The organism is Caulobacter sp. AVps16, assembly GCF_058681455.1.
This window is the reverse complement of record NZ_CM178739.1, coordinates 2199661-2216991: the sequence shown is the minus strand read 5'-3', so window position 1 is coordinate 2216991 and position 17331 is coordinate 2199661. Positions and strand designations below refer to the sequence as shown.

Below are 17331 nucleotides of genomic sequence, written 5' to 3'. Positions count from 1 at the left end.
ATGAAACCGCCGATCAAGCGCCTGGCCGATCTGAAGCCGGTGTCCGCCCAGACCGAGGTCTATGCCCGCGCCACGCCCAAGGCCTCACGCCGCAAGACCGCCAAGGTGCTGACGCCCGAGGAAAAAGCAGCCTTCCTGGCCTCGCGGCCGGATCTGGCGGGGAAGCCCTAGCCGAACTGTCGGCTTAGCGGTCGGACTCGCCGGAGGTCGCTTTGGTCAGCGCCATCCGCGTCTTCAGCCCCACCTTTTCCGAGGTCTTGTTGAACTTCTCCGCCACGGCGCGGTCGAGGTCGATGCCCAGTTGCATGGCGATCAGGTCGGCGCAGATTATCACGTCGGCCAGTTCTTCGGCCAGGTCCGCGACATTGGCGCGGGAGCCCCTGATGCCCATGCGCTCGCGTTCCAGCTTCTTGATCAGATTGCAGGCCTCGCCCACCTCGCCGGCCAGTTCGTTGCCACGATAGGACAGGGTGATCTGGCTATCGGTGTCCCACTCGGCCTGGCGGGCCAGGTTGGCCGCGCGCAGGGTGGGGAAGGGGGCGTCGCTCACCTCAGGCCTCGTCGAGTATACGGCGCACGGCGGCCCGCAGCACCGCGGCAGCGGCCTCGATGCTCAGGCCCTGTTCCCGGCGCAGTCGTGACCAGGCCTCAAAGCTGAGCAGCAGGTCCAGGGCCTCGACCTTGAGCGGATCGTCAGTCAAGGGCGGCCGCAGTTCGCGCACCAGGATCTGGCGCAGGGCCAGGACCAGATTGCTGCTGTCCTCGCTGAGGAAGCGCGAGCGGTGGCGATAGGCTTCGGAGGCGTGCTTGAACGGGGCGATCTTCTCGAAGGCGAAGGCTCGGCGGTCGACCAGTTCCAGCACGCGGTCCTTCCAGTCGACGGACTGGAACGGGGTGCCGACGACAGCGCGCAGTTCGTCGGCGATGGCGACCGACATCTCGCTATAGAGGCTGTCCATGTCCTTGAAGTGCCGGAACACGGTCCGAAGGCCGACATCGGCCCGGGCCGCCACCTGTTCGGCGCTGGGCGACATGTCGCCGGTGCGGATGATCTCGAGCATGGCCGTGACGATCCGGGCGCGGTTGTTCTGCCCCCGCCGCCGCCGGCCGTCGGCTTCCGGGGCCATGTCGTCCATCGCCTTGTCTGCTTCCTGAGTCACGCGGTTCCGCCCGATAAGTCTCTCCTCGATGTCCTTAAGGCGAGGCGACAGGCCGCGCCAGTGGTCAGGCAAACAGGGCGGCGCAGTCGGAGGCCTCCATGAGGGGATCAACCCTGGCCCGGTCGACCTCCGAAAGACGGCTCCGGGCCTCGCGCAGCCAGACCAGGCACTTGGCCTGGTAGGGGAAGGGTGGCTGGGTCCAGACCCGTCCGTCGACGACGGCATCCACGGCCTCCGCGCCGGACATCACCGCCCGGGCATTGGCGAGCATGACCGGAGGATAGACCCGCCCGATCTCGATCAGCACGGCCAGCAGGGTCGGGGGCGGTGCGTCCAGATTGATCCAGTCTGCAGCGGCCGGTTCCAGGCCCGACAGGTCTTCCATCTGGCTGACCCAGGCATAGACCCGGGGCGCGATTTCCAGGGTCAGGGCCATGGGGGTGGGATCGAACTGGGCCAGTTGGGTCAACTGTCCGTACACGGCAAAATCACAGGCCGCGGGACGGGTTCCGAGCAGGAACGGCTGGACGGTCAGATGCGCCTCGAAGGCCTCCAGAAAGCGGCGATAGCTGGACTCGATGACCGGGGCTGTCGTCGCATTGGACCCGACCACATAAAGGCGATCGATCTGCCGCCGGCTGAACCGGGTCGCGAGCTCGGCCAGGTCCGCATCGGAGATGACGCTTCCGCGCCAGCAGGGAATGATGGTGGCGGCGCGGGCAATATCGTCCGGAAAGCTCCAGCGATAGTGGAACATCGCCTTGGTCAGCCATTCATCGGCATAGTCCTCGATCAACTCATCGAGGAACGCCAGGGCGGGTTCCGTCGGGATCACCGACCGGCCGCTGTAATCGGCTTCCAGCCGACGGATGATCGGTGAGGAATCGACCACGGCTTCGAGCGCCCCATCCGGGCCCGGCAGATAGAAGGTGGGCAGCAGTTGCACCTTGGGGCGAGGCAGGCCCTCGAGGGCCTGTCCCGAACTGGTCAGGTAGCGATAGGCCAGCCGGCGATAGCGAAGAAGGGCCAGCATCTTGCGGGTATAGGGCGAGCCCGGTGAACCGCTGAGCGCTATGGGATCGGTCATGGTGGCCTCGGCTAGTGGAACATCTTCAGGCGGTCGCTGACCACGATCTCTTTCGAGCCGGCCGGCAGGCTGACGAAGTCGCCATCGCGACCGATCTTGATCTTGCCGGAATAGATCTCTGGCGACGCGCCCAGGAACGGACCCTCCAGGGCACCGAGCGGCAGGGCAGGGGTAATGTGGGTGAACAGCAGCATGCCGACCTTGTCACGCTGGGCCAGGCCCGCGACCTGTTCCGGCGAGGCATGATAGCCGGGGATGTCGCTGAAAATCTTGACCAGCCGTTCGCGTCCCGCGGCCTTGGCCGCCCTTTGCTGCATGGCCACTAGATTGGGGGCCAGGGCTTCATGGACCAGCAGGTCAGCCCCCTTGGCGGCGGTCTCGACCCGGGTCGACAGGGCCGTGTCGCCGCTGATCACCACGGTGCGGCCCTTATAGGCAAAGGCGTAGCCGACGGCGGGGCTGACGGGGTCATGCTTGACCGGGAAAGCCGTGACCTTGAGGTCCGGTTCATTGATCAGGACGACGTCGGGCTGGTCGGCCGCGGCGTTGAAGGTCAGGGCCTGGCCACCGAAGCCGGAGGGGGGCACAACGGCTGCGCCGTGGTGGGCGGTGCGATAGCCCTGGTCCAGGCGGTAGGCCGTCATGAACCCGCCGACCACCTGATCCACCCCTTGCGGACCATGCACGGGCACGGGGCTGGACGAGCCGCTGCCGGCCCAGCGCTGCAGCATGACCTCTCCGAGTCCGTCGATGTGGTCAGAGTGGAAATGGGTCAGGAACACCGCCTCGATGCGGGCGGGCGGCAGGTTCATCAGGGCCAGGTTGCGGGCCGAGCCCGAGCCGGCGTCGATGACAAACAGGCGCTTGCCCGCCAGGACCGCCGTGCAGGGTCCGGACCGCTTGGGGTCGGGCAGGGGACCGCCGGCACCGCACAGGCCGACATGCAGGCCGTCCACCAGGCCGTCATCGGGGGCGCGGGACAGGGCCTTCACATAAAGCTTTTCCATCGCCGTCTCGGCGATCCGGCCGCGCGCGAACCAGCCGCCGAGTCCCACGAGGATTGCGATGCCCAGCACGGCGAGTCCAACGGTTGTTCTGGTTCGCATGGTCGATCCTCCCGGTAGGACGGGCTTGACCCCGCCTCAATGTAGTGACACGCATATTGTCAGTATATGTCGCTCGTTATCGGGGCGAGTCAACGGGAGGGATGATATGCAGGTTCTGAGGACGCCGGATGAATGCTTCGCGGGTCTTTCTGATTGGCTGTTTGCGCCGCACTACGCGACAATCACCGACGCTGACGGAACCTCGCTTCGGCTGCACTATGTAGACGAAGGGCCGCGCGAGGCTCCGGTCGTGCTGCTGATGCATGGCGAGCCGTCCTGGGCCTATCTGTACCGCAAGATGATCACGGGTCTGGTCGCCAAGGGCTATCGGGTAGTGGCCCCGGACCTGATCGGCTTTGGCCGCTCGGACAAGCCGACCGTTCGCACGGACTATACCTATGAGCGCCATGTCGCCTGGATGAGCGCCTGGCTGACCCAGATCGATTTGAAGGGGGCGACCCTGTTCTGCCAGGACTGGGGCGGCCTGATCGGGCTGCGTCTCGTCGCGGCCTTCCCGGAGCGTTTCGCGGCTGTTGCGGTCGGCAATACCGGCCTGCCGATCGGCACAGGCTGGACGGACGGTTTCAAGGCCTGGCTCGAGTTCAGCCAGAACACGCCGGTCATGCCGATTGGTCTGATTGTCAATATGGGCACCGGGCGTGACCTGACACCGGAGGAGATCGCGGCCTATGACGCGCCGTTCCCCGACGAGAGCTTCAAGGAAGGCGCGCGTCAGTTCCCCACCCTGGTGCCGGTCACCCCCGAGCATGGCTCGGTGGCGGAGAACAAGGCGGCCTGGGAGGTCTTGTCGGCCTTCGACAAGCCGTTCCTGACGACCTTCAGCGACGGCGATGCGGTGACCAGGGGCGGGGAGGCGATCTTCCAGGCCAAGGTGCCCGGCGCTGCGGGCCAGCCGCATGTCATCGTTTCTGGCGGTCACTTCCTGCAGGAGGACTGCCCAGAGGTTCTGACGGATCTGATCGACGGCCTGGTCCGTCGCGCCCACGGCTGAAGGGCGAGCATCACCGCATCACGGGTCTGGCAGGGCAGTTGAACATCCGAACCAAGGAAGATCTCACCCCCTAGACGGCGGATGTTTCGCCACCTCCAGGCAGACAAAAGCCCCGCCCTTGCAAGAAGGGCGGGGCTTCTTCTTTGGAGCGGACCGGAGCCTAGTTATTCCAGAAGATGAACTCGTCGGACGGTTTATCGGGGGCATTCAAGGCGTGGTCGATGCTGATCGCGCCGCGTAGCAGCGAGGGCCACATCGCCTTGATGTTGGTCTTGTCGCGCTCGGCGATCAGGGCCTTCAGTTCGGCCACCTTGGCAGGATTGGCGGTCGCCAGGTTCCTGCGCTCGGTCGGATCCACGGCCAGGTCGAACAACCAGAGCTTTTCGGGTTGGTTGTCCGGCATGGCCAGGACCTGCAGCTTCCAGTCCCCCGCCCGGACCATCCGGTAGTCGCCGGAGCGCCAGAACAGGGCTTCGTGCGGGCGCGCCGGATTTTTGCCCGTGAGATGCGGGATCAGATTGACCCCATCAATGGCGCGATCGGTGGGCACGGCCGCGCCGGCGGCACCGGCCGCCGTCGCGAACATGTCGATGTGGCCGACCGGACTTGAGAACCGCGTCCCGGCCGGCAGGGCCTTGGGCCAGCGCATATAGTAAGGAACGCGGATACCGCCCTCGAAGAAGGTGGCCTTCCAGCCGCGATAGGGGCTGTTGATCTGCGGCAGGCCGACATAGTGCGCGCCGCCATTGTCGCTGGTGAAGACCACCAGGGTGTTGTCGTCCAGGCCCTGCTCCTTCAGCGTCTGCAGCACCCGGCCGACATTGCGGTCGAGGTTTCGAACCATGGCACCATAGACCCGCAGCCGGTGGTCCTTGATCTGGGGCAGGGCGTCATAGTCAGCCTTGGGGGCCTGCAGCGGCGTGTGGGGCGCGTTGTAGGCCAGGTAGAGGAAGAAGGGCTGGTTGCGGTTGGCCTTGATCGTAGCGATGGCCTGATCCGACAGATAGTCGGTCATGAAGCCCTTGGCCTTCATCATCGGCTGACCGTTGTACTGCACGGTGTAGGGCAGGTTGGCCCACAGGAACTTGTCGATCGGGTCGAAGTCCTGCTTGGAATTGACGACGCCCGGATCGTTTTCCGGCAGGAACATCGATGCACCCGCGATGAAGCCAAGGCTTTCATCGAAGCCCTGGTCTTCGGGGCGTGAGCCCTTGGACCCGCCCAGGTGCCACTTGCCCAGATGTACGGTGTGATAGCCGCGGGTCTTCAGCACCTCGGCAATGGTGGTTTCGGACGCGGGCACGGCCAGTTCGTCCATGGGCGGCATGTCCTTGGCCTGCTCGCGATTGAAATGCGGCGGATGCAGGGTGCCGGGCGTGCGGAAGCTGCCGACAAGACGTGAGAAGCCGACCGGTGTCGGGGTGAACTCGAAGCCGAAGCGGGTCGGATAGCGCCCGGTCATCATGGCTGCCCGTGACGGCGAGCAGGTGGCATTGCCGGAATAGCCGTTGGTGAGGTCGACACCCTGCTGGGCGATCGAGTCGATGTTCGGCGTCTTGACCACGCCGCCGACACCGCCGCCGTTCAGGCTGATATCGTTATAGCCCAGGTCGTCGGCCAGGATGAAGATGACGTTGGGCGGCCGTTGCTCCGCCGGTGCCGTGGCCTGTTCCGGGCCGGGCTGCCAGGCGATCTGCCGGTTGTCGGTGCCCTTGGGCACCATCAGACGCCCGATATGATAGATCAGGAAATCGCGACCAAGCCATGCGCCGGTCAGCAAAGCTGCCAGCACCGCCAACGCCACACCCGCCCACTTCAGAATTCGCATGCCGGAGGCTCCCTAGGGTCACCAGGCTTTTTCGCCCGTTCTTGTTGGGAGTATATATTGACATAATGCGTGCCGAAAGATGTGATCGTGCGACAATATCATTCTGGCCCGGTGAGTGACCCGATGCGATGGATTCCGACGGCGGTGCTGGCCATGATGGGGCTGATCAATCTGGGACGCGGCGCGATCCATACCTTCACCGCCGATGGTGGTGCCCGCTCGATTGCGGGTCTGGATCTGTCCACCAACCGCGAAACCATCGTGTCGTTTCTGGCGACGCTCGGCCTGGCCCAGATGGCCAAGGGTGTGTTCGAACTCTATGTCGTGGCGCGACGCCGGGATCTGGTGGCACTGTTCCTGGCCATGCAGACCGTCGATACCCTGCTGGCGGTGGTCAATCTGTACTTCTGGCGGCCCTTGCCCGTCACGGTGCCGGGACAGCCGTTCAACTTGGTTTTGCTGTTCGTCCAGATGGTCGCCCTGGCCCTGGCACTCAGGCCTTCGCCTTCAGCCCCTGCTGCTCGAGCCGCCATTTGAACTGATCGAAGCGGTCCTGGCCGAAAAAGGCTTCGCCATTGAAGGCGATCATCGGGACGCCATAGTGACCCGCTGTCCGCTGGGCGACTTGGCTGGCTTCCACGATGGTGGCCAGACGGTCGGCCTCCTGGTCCGCGATGGCGGACAGGGCGGCCCAGTCCAGACCGGCGCGCTCCGTCGCGCGCGCCAGATGGTCACCCTCGTGCCAGTTGTCGACTTCGCCGCTCCAGATCAGATGGCTGACCTCCGTCAGGAAAGGCAGGCCACGGCCGAGTTCGGCTGCCGCCACGCCAAGATGGGTCAGGCGATGGATGTGGGGCTGCTCCTTGGGATAGGTGCGGGTGGCAAAGTCCATCTTGACCGGGTCGGGGATCGGCCAGCGGAAGGGGAGGCCGAGAAAGGCCGCCTCGCGATGGATGTCCTGCATGAAATAGCTGAACCACAGCGGGTCGCGGGTCTCGAAAAACTCCGGGGTGCGAACGGCCAGCGGATAGACCGGGCGGATGTTTCCGACCACGTCGAACTCGCGCTCCAGCGCCGTCAGGCGATGGGTGATCATGTAGGAATAGGGCGAGCGGAAGGACCAGTAGAGGTCATAGGCCAGTGTCATGGTCTCAACTCCCGCCATCTTGAAATAGTGGCACTGTTAGTGCGATTATATCCGCAAAAAGGGCGCGGTCCACCGTTCCTGCAGGGGAGGCGCAATTGACCTACAAGCTCTATGGCACGCCGGGTTCGCTCTACACCGCCAAGGCGCGGTCCTATCTGATCAAGCAGGGCATCGCGTTCGAGAACCGGTCCGTCGGCGAGGCTCGGTTCCGGGCCGAGATCGTTCCCCGGATCGGCCGCTGGATCATGCCGGTCCTCGAGGCCCCCGACGGATCCCTGATCCAGGACGGCTCGAATATCATCGAGACGCTCGAAGCGCGGGGCGAGGGGCGCTGGGAAACCTATCCGGAGACGCCGCGTCACCGCGTGATCGGCCAGATCTTCGAGCTGTTCGGTGGAGAGGGCCTGCTGCGGCCGGCCATGCACTACCGCTGGAACTTCGACGATCTCAACCAGCCCTTTCTTCAGCGCGACTTCGTTGCGACCCTGGCTCCAGGAGCAACCCAGGAAGAAGGGGAAGCTGTCTACGCCAATGCCAGCCGGCGCATGCGTGCGGCGATGGCGTCATTCGGGGTTTGCGATGCTTCCATTCCGATGGTCGAGGCGGCCTATGAGCAGTTCCTTGCTCTGTTCGACGCCCATCTGGAACATGCACCCTATCTGCTCGGCGGAAGGCCGACGATCGGCGACTATGGCCTGATTGGCCCGCTCTATGCCCATCTGGCGCGCGACACCCATCCGGCCGGTTTGATGAAGCGGCGGGCCTATCGCGTCTGGCGCTGGGTCGAGCGCATGAACGCGCCCGACCTCGACGCCGGCGACCATGGCAGTCCCCCGCCGCAGCTCTTTGCCGATGACGGCGTACCGCAAAGCCTGATCGATCTCTTGCAGTTCATCGCCGAGGACTATCTGCCCGACATCAGCGCCCAAGTCGGCTTTGCCCGTCAGTGGCTGGAGGCGCGGCCGGAACTCGAGGCCGGGACCAATGGCCTGGCCCGTCCGGGCGACCGGGTCCTGGGGAAGGTCGCGTTCGACTGGCGCGGCACGCCCATTGAGGTCGCGGTCATGCCCTACCGACTGTTCCTGCTGCAAAAGGTCCAGGACGCGGCTTTTGGACCCGGAGAGGCGGAGATTCGCGCCCTGCTGCAGACGACTGGATTGGCGTCCCTGCTCACCCTGAAAACCCAGCGCCGGGTGGAACGTCAGGGGCATGTGGAGGTCTGGGGCGCGCCCTAGTCAGGCCTCCGACAGCGACGCCCCTTGCCACGCCAATAAAGTGGCAGTTATATTGCCACAATAATTCGAACAGGGCGGACCTATGCAAAAATTGACACGTGGCCTGGTTGGCACTGCGGGTGTTCTGGCCCTGCTGATGGCGGTAGGCTTCTGGCTTCGGCCGGCGGAACTGGGGGGCAAGCTGGGCCTCGAACCGGTTGGCGCGCTGGGCCTGGCGTCGCTGCGGGCTGACCTGGGGGGTTTCTTCGGCGCGGCCGGCGTCTTTGCCCTGCTCGCGGCCGTTCGCAACCGTCGTGACCTGTTGCTGGTGCCGATGACCCTGATCGGCATAGCCCTCGCCGGCCGGTTGCTGTCACTCGCCCTGACGGGCTTCGCGCCGCCCCTGGTCCAGCCGATCGTCATCGAAGCGGTCCTGCTTGTGATCATGGTCGCGGGCTATCGTGGCCTGAACAAGTCCTCGGTCTGAGCCTCGGAGACGGGTCATGGATGACGATAGCAAGCCGAAGATCGACCGCCGGTCGCTGCTGATCGGCGCAGGGCTGGGCGTCGTGGGTACGGCGACGGTCGCCGCCGGCGGAGCTGCGATCAAGTCGGCCACCAGCGGGATCATCACCCCCAAGGCGGTCGGCAAGGGCAAGCCAGCGCGTATCGGCCTCTCCTTCAAGGACTCGCGGCCCGCCCAGGCCGAAGAGCCCAAGGCTCCGGCCAATGCCCCCAATGTCGTGGTCATCATCCTCGACGATGTCGGGTTTGCGGACCTGGGCTGCTATGGCGGGGAACTGAAGACGCCGGCTCTTGACGCCCTTGCGGGCAGGGGGCTGCGCTACACCAACTTCCGCACCACGGCCATGTGCTCCTGCACCCGCGCGGCCCTGCTGACGGGGCTGAACCATCACTCCGCCGGCATGGGATGGCTGGCAGACATTGACAGCGGCTATCCGGGCTATCGCGGCGACCTGACCCGCCAGAACGCGACCCTGGCCGAGGTGCTGGTGGAGTCCGGCTGGTCGACCTTCCTGCTCGGCAAGTGGCACGTCAACAACGCCGATCACTCGGGACCGACGGGACCGTTCCACAACTGGCCGACCAGCCGGGGCTTCGAGCGGGCCTACTGGTATCAAGGCCATTCCAGCGACCATTTCCATCCCGGTGCCCTCTATGAGGGGACGGCCCAGGTCGAGGCCGGCGGCGAGGACTACTATCTTTCGGACGACCTGGCGCAGCGCGCCGTGACCTATCTGCGCACCCAGCAGTTGATGAGTCCGGACAAGCCGTTCTTCCTGCAGCTGGCCTTCGGCGCGGCCCATTCGCCCCTGCAGGCCAAGCCTGCCGATCGGGATCTGTACCAGGGCCAGTTCGAGGCCGGCTGGGACGAGATCCGCAAGCAGCGCCTGGAGCGCCAAAAGTCCCTCGGCCTGATGCCGCCGGAAACCCAACTGCCGCCGCTGTCACCGGGGGCAAAGCCCTGGGCCGAGCTGACCGCCGACCAGAAGCGCCTCTATGCCCGCTACATGCAGGTCTATGCCGGCATGGTTACGGGCGTTGACCGCGCGATCGGCACGGTGATGTCCGAGCTCGAGGCCATGGGCGTGCGGGACAACACGCTGGTGGTGGTGTTCTCGGACAACGGGGCCTCGGCCGAGGGAACAGAGACAGGCACGCCCAACCTGTTCGGGCCGGCCTTCGGGCGACCCGCATCGGAAGCCGATGCGCTGGCGCTGTACGATACCATGGGCGAGGACGGCACCTTTCCGCACTATCCGATTGGCTGGACCAATGCCTCCGGCACGCCTTACCGGCTCTACAAGCAGAACACCGCCCTCGGCGGTGTGGCCGATCCGCTGATCGTCTCCTGGCCCAAGGGCGTGAAGGAGAAGGGCGGGGTTCGGAAACAGTTTGTCCACGTGGTCGATCTCTATCCGACCCTGCTGGACGCCTGTGGCGTCAGCCGGCCGGAGCTCTACCGCGGCGAGCCGCAGAAGCCGCTGGAGGGGGCCAGCGTCGCGCCGACCTTCGCTTCGTCCGAGGCCGCGACCCGAACCGATCAGTATTATGAGCTCGGAGGCTATAGGGCCTTCCAGGAAGGCAACTGGCGGCTGGTCGCCCAGCACCAGAGGGGCAAGCCCTTCGAGGAGGATCACTGGGGCCTCTACGACACCGCCCGTGATCCCAACGAACTGCAGGACGTCTCGGCTGAACATCCTGAGGTCGTGGCGCGCCTCCGGGACAAGTGGGACAAGGCCGCCGTGGCCCATGATGTCCTGCCCCTGGATGACAGGCCGCTGCTGCTGAAGCTGGTTCAGACCCGCGCGGCCAAGCTGCGCAAGCGCTGGGAAATTCGACCGCCGATCGATCCGATCCCGACGGACGTCTCACCGATCGTCTGCGGGCTGAGCCACTCCCTCGAACTGGAGCTGTCCAGACCACAGGGGGACGAGGACGGCGTCCTGGTGGCGCACGGCTCGATGCCGGCCGGCTATGTGCTCTATATCGACAAGGGGCGTTTGATCTACGAGACCAGCCTCGTGCCCTGGCGGGAGATCATTGCCTCGCCGGCCCGGCTCCCGCGGGGCGACATCAAGGTCAAGTACGAGCAGACCATGACCTCCCGCCCGTTCGATGGTCGCGGCGCGCTGTTCGTGAACGGCCGCAAGGTCGCTGAACGCAAGTTTGACCGTGTGCTGTTTGCCCCGGGCTATGACGGCTTCTGCGTCGGAGCCGACCACGGCAACCGGGTGTCGCGCACCTATGAGGGGCCAAACCCCTTCAAGGGGCAGATCCGCCGGGTTCTGATTGATGTCGACACCGCCGCCATGAAACCGCTGGAGATCATGCGGTTCATGAAGGCCATGAGCATCAGGGTCTAGAACTGCGAGGGATAGACCTGCTGGGTCTTGCTCGGATTGTAGGATGAACCCGGGCAATCGACGGCGTAGCGGGTCGCCGTTTCACGCAGATAGGGACCTCTGCCGGTGACGCCGTTCAGAGCAGCGCAGGATACGGCGGTCTTGTAATTGACCGACCCGTCTTCGCTGAGCTCGGCCATGAACTGGTCGAAGGCCAGATCCAGGAGGCCGCGCGTGGCAGCCAGGCGCCGGGCATGACCCGACAGGGCGCTGGTGGTTTCACCATTGGCGGAGGTCGGGCGGGCGATGGGCGCGGGCCCAGCGGCGGCACCGGCCGCCGTGATGGCTCCACCGGCCAGCATGGCTTCGAGATCCGTGAAGCGCCCGCTGGCTCCGCCGACGGCAACTGCGGTGGCAAAGGCGCTGGCGAAGCCGGCGGGCGCGCGCTCAGCGCCGCCGATCTGGCCAGCCTCCACGGCACCGACCAGGCCGGCATAGGGTGCGTCGGCGATGGAGACAGCCAGGTTCTGGTTCACATAGTAGCCCAGGGCGACGCCCTTGAGCACGCCGCCGACCGGCGCGATGACCGCGTCCTTGGAGCTGGCGATCGGACCGCCCAGGACCGTCCGGGCCAATTCCGGCGTTATCCCGGTCCAGGCCGCGCGATAACTGGTCTCGACGGTGGATTCCTTGACTAGTTCGCCTGTACGCCAGCGCACCAGCCGGAAGGTCACCCTGGCGGAGGCCAGCTTGTCGGTGCCCAGCCAGAGGCTCGGGCCGCGCAGGTCATCGAAGCGGATATAAAGCATGTAGTCCCCGTCCAGACGACTCGGGGCCAGCATCTCGGCGCGGTCCAGATGCCGGGACAGGGCTTCGACCACCTGTACGCGGGTCGGGCGGGTGGTGACCACGGCTCCGCCGTCGAACCAGCGGAATTCCGGAGCGCCTTCGACTGCCTGCAGTGAGACATTGCGGAAATAGGGCTTGTGCGGAGAGGCCTTGGCCACGGCGACCGGCGGCATGGCCGGTTGGCGCAAGGCCCGGACATCGTCCGCGCTGGCGCAGGCACCCAGCAGGAGGGCTCCGCCGGCCAAACCGAGCAGTGCCTTGTAGGGCTTGGACGTCGTCGCCATCGGAGGTCTCCAAAATCGCTTCGGAGCATGCCTCGACAACCTTAATGGGCCCTTGCGCCCGAAAGGAGCGCCCGAGGCAAAAAACGGCCTCCGTCGGGCAGGTCCGGCGGAGGCCTCAGGGGAGCCGAAGTGAACTTGGATCAGCCGGCCGATTGCGCGCCGGAAGCACAATGGCGCGCGATGAAGTCTGCCTGATCTGGCAGGCTGTCGACGGCGCGGGCCATGATCTGGCGCAAATTGGTCATGTAATCGTTGAGCTGGGGATCGGTGACCTGGCGGGTCAGCGGATGCACGGCGCCCGGAAGCACGCCCTGTCCGATCAGGACCTGGATCCAGCTGGCCTCCTTGAAGAGGTCATCCTCCTGGCTGAACACCCGGCCGGACTGGGCGAAGAGCTCCATCCTGGCCTTCAGGGTGTCAGGGATGTCCATGGCCTTGCAGGCGCGCCAGAACGGCGTGTCCTCGCGGGAGGTGGCCTTGTAGTGCAGGATCAGGAAGTCGCGGATGTACTCGTATTCCAGGGCGGTCTGGCGATTGTATTCTGCGATCTCGACCGCGTTGAAGTCCCTGTTGGGGAACAGCGCGATCAGGCGGCTCAGAGCTGACTGGACGAGATGGATGCTTGTCGATTCCAGGGGCTCCATGAACCCGCTGGCCAGGCCCATGGCCACGACGTTCTTGTTCCAGAACCGCCGGCGCCGACCGGTGGTGAAGTTGAGCTGACGCGGCTCGGCCAGGGGGGTGCCATCGAGATTGCGCATCAGGACGTCGGTCGCCTCGGCCGCGCTGATGTGTTCGCTGCAGAAGACATGGCCATTGCCGGTGCGGTGCTGCAGCGGGATGCGCCATTGCCAGCCCGCCTCGCGAGCCGTCGCGCGGGTATAGGGCAGAAGCGGTGTCGCGGAAGCGCAGGGCACGGCGATGGCACTGTCCATCGGCAGCCAGCCGCGCCAGTCGTCATATCCGGTCTTCAGGGTCTCTTCGATCAGCAGGCCACGAAAGCCCGAGCAGTCGATGAAGAACTCGCCTTCGACGCGGCGGCCGTCCTGCAAGGTCAGATCGGTGACAAAACCTGTCTCGGAGTGCTGATTGATGCCGACGATACGGCCCTCGACCCGCCGGACGCCCTGGGCCTCGCTGTAGCGCCGCAGATACCTGGCATAGAGCGCGGCATCGAAGTGAAAGGCGTGGACAAGGCCTTCCAGATAGCCGCCGCCGGCCTGCTGCAAGCGGTCGAACTTGCCGGCCCGGGCCGCCCGCGCATTTAGGGAATAGTCCCAGAGGCTTTCGTCGTGCCCCTGCAGACGGCGTCGGTTCCAGTAGTGATGGAAAGCCGCCATGCCCAGGGGACGGCCCACCGGACCAAAGGCGTGCAAATAGGACTGGCCGACCGTGTGCCAGTCCACAAACTCGATACCCAGCTTGATGGTGCCGTGGGTCGCCGCGAGAAAGTCGTTCTCGTCCAGGCCGAGAAAGCCGTTCAGCAGCTTGATGGCTGGGATGGTGGCTTCGCCGACGCCGACCGTGCCGATCTCGTCGGATTCGACCACAGTGATCGCAACCGTCGAGCCCAGGGCGCGGGAGAGCATGGCGGCGCTCATCCAGCCGGCTGTGCCGCCGCCGACAATGGTCAGGGACTTTAGCCCGCCGTCCGTCATCACTGTCCCGCCCGGTTCGCCCCTGGTGGGGTCTCTCATAAAAAAGCCCCCGCCAGATCGCTCTGGCGGGGGGCTCGCAAGTTGGGGATGGATTACAGACTAGTACCGGTAGGAAACGCCGAACATGTAGGTCGCGCCGTACTTCTGATAGTCGATGGTCTGGCGCTGATCGTTGTTGTCGTAGGTCTTGAAGGGCTCGTTGGTGATGTTGTTGGCTTGCACCAGCAGCGACAGGCCGTTCAGGGGACCTTCACGGAACTCGTAGCCGATCTGGGCGTCGAGGACCGACTCCTCATTCACCGTCCGGAAGATGCGCGCGGCGCTCAGGCCGGCCACTTCACCCAGGAACTTGCCGCGATAGCGGTTGCTGATCCGGGCGTTGAAGCCGTCCTTCTCGTAGTAGAAGGTCGTGTTGATGACCTTCTTGGACAGGCCCGGGATGGTGATCGGCTTCTGGCCCTTTTCCAGTGTGACTTCGCTGTCGGTGAACGAGCCGCTGATGATCAGGCCGAAGGGCTTCAGCGGTTCCCAAAGCAGGTCACCCTGCAGCGAGGCCGAAAGTTCCAGGCCGCGGATGAAGCCGCCGTCGCCGTTATCCGGACCCGAGACCAGGCCGATCTTGGTGCCCAGTTGCGACTGCTGGGCGCTGCTCAGCAGGAACAGGTAGTCCGAGAAGTCCTTGTAGGACGAGGAGTTGGAGTTGACGAAGTTCGACAGCTCCTTGTGGTAGACGGCGGCCGAGATATAGGCCGAACGACCGAAGTACTTCTCAACCGAGACGTCGACGCCGTCAGCGATATAGGGCCGCAGGTTCGGGTTGCCGCCGTTGGCGCTGAAGAACGAGTTGTTCGGATCGGTCGAGGCCAGACGCGAGGTGTTGAGGTTGAACGACTGGCTGGCGCGCAGTTCGTCCATCCGGGCGCGGGCCAGGGTGCGGGCAGCACCCAGACGCACGTACAGCTCGTTACCCATGTCGAACGTCAGGTTCAGGCTCGGCAGGGCGTAGGTGTACTTGGAGCCGTCATCGGTCACGGTCGGAGCGGCCGGATTGGCCGGGTTGACTGCAACACCCTTCGAGAACTGGTCGGTGCGAACGACCTGCAGGCCGAAGTTGCCCTTGACCGGGATGGAGCCGGCCTGGGTGTCAACGTCGAACTTGGCATAGGCCACCTGGACGTCTTCACGGACCGACCAGTTACGCGTCTGAACGGCCGGGTTCTGGTCGGCGATCAGGGTGTAGAAGCCGTTCTTCAGCAGGTAGGTCGGATCATAGGCCAGCATGGCCTTGATGCCGATCAGATCCAGATTGGCCACGCCAACGATCGCAGCTTCGGGGATGGCGCGGCTGAGCGGCGCGCCCTGGGCGATACGGCCACCAAGGGTCAGGAAGCTTTCGTGGACTTGCTTGTCCTTTTCGCGACGGCTGAAGTTTACGCCGACCTCGACGTGGCTCAGCGGACCCCATTCGAGATCATGTTCAGCCGAGAAGCGGGCCGCCGACAGTTCGTCGGTGATCGAAGGGGTGTTGTAGAAGCCGGCCTGGGTCAGGGCACCGCCGGCAGCACCACCACCCCAGCCTTGCGGGTCGGTCAGCACGAACAGGTTGCGGTTGGTGTAGTCCAGGGTCGAGGCGAAGGTCGTGCCGGCGCCGGGCGTGGTCGTGAAGCCCAGGGTGTCGGTCGCGCCGACGCCGTTGGGGCCCGTACCCGAATAGGATTCGAAGATCACGTCGGTGCGTTCGGCCGACGAGTAGCTCAGGTCAGCAACCAGGCCCCAGCCGTTGTCGGTCTGGTAATCGACGTTCCAGCCGGCCGACTTGAGGGTCGTGTCCCGGGTGTTGAGGTCGTTACGCATCACGCCCTTGACGCCCGCGAAGGTGCCCTTGGTGATCAGGCCGGCTTCGGTGGTGCGGGTGGGCTGCAGCGAAGCCGACGACCACTGCAGGGGCAGTTCGATGCCGCGCAGGATCTGCTTTTCCGCGAACTCTGAATAGTACAGGTCCAGCGACGTGCTCAGCTTGTCATTGGGCTTGTATTCCAGAACGCCGATGACGCCGGTGCGCTTCAGGTTGTTGGACTGGTTGTACGGCTTTGCGCCGCCAATTACGCGGTCGTTGGCCGCATTGATGGTCGGATAGCCCCAGGCGTTGAAGCGGCGGCTCTGGGTCGGGGTCGAAATGTCCGAGACGGCCACGGCCACGCCGACCGTGTCATTGGCGAACTGGTTGACATAGGTGGCGCTGATCCGGTGGCCGGTGTCCTTGGCGTCCGGGTTCAGCTTGTCTTCGCTGTTCATCTCGTAGCGGGCATTGGCCGACAGGATGCGCTTGCCGTACTTCAGCGGACGGATCGTCTGCAGGTCGGCGGTGCCGGACAGGCCCTGGCCGATCAGCGAGGCGTCCGGGGTCTTGTAAACGACCACGCCCGAGAGGATTTCCGAAGGATACTGGTCGAATTCGACGCCGCGGTTATCGCCGGTCGAGACCTGCTCGCGGCCGTTCAGCAGCGTGGAGGTGAAGTCCGGGCCAAGGCCGCGGATAGAGATGACCTGGGCGCGGCCGTCGAGGCGCTGTGCGGTCAGGCCGGGCAGGCGGGCCAGGGATTCGGCGATCGAATTGTCCGGCAGCTTGCCGATGTCTTCGGCCGAGATCGCTTCGACGATCGAGGTCGAGGTCTTCTTCAGTGCGATGGCGTTTTCGATACTGGCGCGAATACCGGTGACGACAATGGCCTCGACGGCGGTGTCATCGGCCGGCTTGGCAGCGGCTTCTTGTGCCTGGGCCATTCCGGCCGAGGCGAGCGCCAGAGCCAAGCTGGTGGCTGCGCTGCTCATCAGACGCGCACGATTGCGCTGAGTTCTAGAGTTCATGGTCTCACCCTCCCTGTATCGGCTCTGCGCGTTTCTGACGCTGCGGTCGGAGCCGTTGTCGCAAATTACTGCAAATTAACGCGGTGTAATCAACACAAAAAAACGCAAACCTGTCATCAGCGCAAGTCCGGGCGACGTGTTTGTGGCCGTCAGTGATGCAAAATTGCAGCGGGTGGGGACTGCCTTGCGGCCTTTCCTGCAAAGGCCTGGCACGCTTGCGATTGACAGTCGGTCAAGTCGGCTGCAAATTT

Annotated in this window: 15 protein-coding genes; 6 read left to right on the top strand and 9 right to left on the bottom strand. The window is 64.9% G+C overall.

Annotated features, from left to right (window positions below; translation table 11 throughout):
- Entirely contained in the window at positions 1-171 is a 171-nt protein-coding gene (locus tag ACW17U_RS10680; protein WP_492052371.1) for a hypothetical protein, read from the top strand.
- Between the two features lie 13 nt (positions 172-184).
- On the opposite strand, the gene ACW17U_RS10675 is transcribed toward ACW17U_RS10680, so the two are convergent.
- The 4 genes from ACW17U_RS10675 to ACW17U_RS10660 form a co-directional block, all read right to left on the bottom strand.
- Entirely contained in the window at positions 185-550 is a 366-nt protein-coding gene (locus ACW17U_RS10675; protein WP_207205015.1) for a MazG-like family protein, read from the bottom strand.
- Position 551: 1 nt separating this feature from the next.
- On the bottom strand, positions 552-1160 hold the full coding sequence (locus ACW17U_RS10670; protein ID WP_492052370.1) for a TetR/AcrR family transcriptional regulator: 609 nt from the start codon (positions 1158-1160) through the stop codon (positions 552-554).
- Between the two features lie 64 nt (positions 1161-1224).
- Entirely contained in the window at positions 1225-2247 is a 1023-nt protein-coding gene (locus ACW17U_RS10665; RefSeq protein WP_492052369.1) for a glutathione S-transferase N-terminal domain-containing protein, read from the bottom strand.
- A gap of 11 nt (positions 2248-2258) precedes the next feature.
- Positions 2259-3353 (bottom strand): MBL fold metallo-hydrolase, encoded by a 1095-nt coding sequence (locus ACW17U_RS10660; RefSeq protein ID WP_492052368.1) that lies wholly within the window; start codon positions 3351-3353, stop codon positions 2259-2261.
- Positions 3354-3459: 106 nt separating this feature from the next.
- Here ACW17U_RS10660 and ACW17U_RS10655 point away from each other — a divergent pair, with 106 nt between their 5' ends.
- Positions 3460-4365 carry a haloalkane dehalogenase gene (locus ACW17U_RS10655; RefSeq protein ID WP_492052367.1) on the top strand — a complete coding sequence of 302 codons (906 nt, stop codon included), beginning with the start codon at positions 3460-3462 and terminating at the stop codon, positions 4363-4365.
- A 160-nt stretch (positions 4366-4525) separates the two neighbouring features.
- Here the strand turns inward: ACW17U_RS10655 and ACW17U_RS10650 are convergent, their stop codons facing one another.
- A complete protein-coding gene (locus ACW17U_RS10650) occupies positions 4526-6193 on the bottom strand; it encodes a sulfatase-like hydrolase/transferase (protein ID WP_492052366.1) in 1668 nt (555 codons plus the stop codon).
- 123 nt (positions 6194-6316) lie between these two features.
- On the opposite strand from ACW17U_RS10650, the gene ACW17U_RS10645 reads away from it, so the two are divergent.
- Positions 6317-6730, top strand: a complete 414-nt coding sequence (locus ACW17U_RS10645; RefSeq protein WP_492052365.1) for a hypothetical protein — start codon at positions 6317-6319, stop codon at positions 6728-6730.
- Here ACW17U_RS10645 and ACW17U_RS10640 read toward each other — a convergent pair.
- Positions 6687-7340 (bottom strand): 2-hydroxychromene-2-carboxylate isomerase, encoded by a 654-nt coding sequence (locus ACW17U_RS10640; RefSeq protein ID WP_492052364.1) that lies wholly within the window; start codon positions 7338-7340, stop codon positions 6687-6689. The two genes, ACW17U_RS10645 and ACW17U_RS10640, sit on opposite strands and share 44 nt — an antisense overlap.
- Before the next feature lie 95 nt (positions 7341-7435).
- Here ACW17U_RS10640 and ACW17U_RS10635 point away from each other — a divergent pair, with 95 nt between their 5' ends.
- The 3 genes from ACW17U_RS10635 (at position 7436) to ACW17U_RS10625 (ending at position 11442) form a co-directional block, all read left to right on the top strand.
- Positions 7436-8575, top strand: coding sequence for a glutathione S-transferase C-terminal domain-containing protein (locus tag ACW17U_RS10635; RefSeq protein WP_492052363.1), 1140 nt, complete (start codon positions 7436-7438; stop codon positions 8573-8575).
- 82 nt (positions 8576-8657) lie between these two features.
- Positions 8658-9041 (top strand): DUF4345 family protein, encoded by a 384-nt coding sequence (locus ACW17U_RS10630; RefSeq protein ID WP_492052362.1) that lies wholly within the window; start codon positions 8658-8660, stop codon positions 9039-9041.
- Between the two features lie 16 nt (positions 9042-9057).
- Positions 9058-11442, top strand: coding sequence for an arylsulfatase (locus tag ACW17U_RS10625; protein ID WP_492052361.1), 2385 nt, complete (start codon positions 9058-9060; stop codon positions 11440-11442).
- On the opposite strand, the gene ACW17U_RS10620 is transcribed toward ACW17U_RS10625, so the two are convergent.
- From ACW17U_RS10620 to ACW17U_RS10610, 3 genes are all read right to left on the bottom strand, one after another.
- Positions 11439-12554 carry a hypothetical protein gene (locus ACW17U_RS10620; RefSeq protein WP_492052360.1) on the bottom strand — a complete coding sequence of 372 codons (1116 nt, stop codon included), beginning with the start codon at positions 12552-12554 and terminating at the stop codon, positions 11439-11441. The genes ACW17U_RS10625 and ACW17U_RS10620 overlap by 4 nt on opposite strands.
- A 140-nt stretch (positions 12555-12694) precedes the next feature.
- Positions 12695-14212: a tryptophan halogenase family protein gene (locus tag ACW17U_RS10615; RefSeq protein WP_492055722.1), complete on the bottom strand. Its 1518-nt coding sequence runs from the start codon at positions 14210-14212 to the stop codon at positions 12695-12697.
- Between the two features lie 99 nt (positions 14213-14311).
- Complete coding sequence (locus tag ACW17U_RS10610; RefSeq protein WP_062145455.1) at positions 14312-17080, bottom strand: TonB-dependent receptor; 2769 nt, start codon at positions 17078-17080, stop codon at positions 14312-14314.
- Positions 17081-17331: the final 251 nt, after the last annotated feature.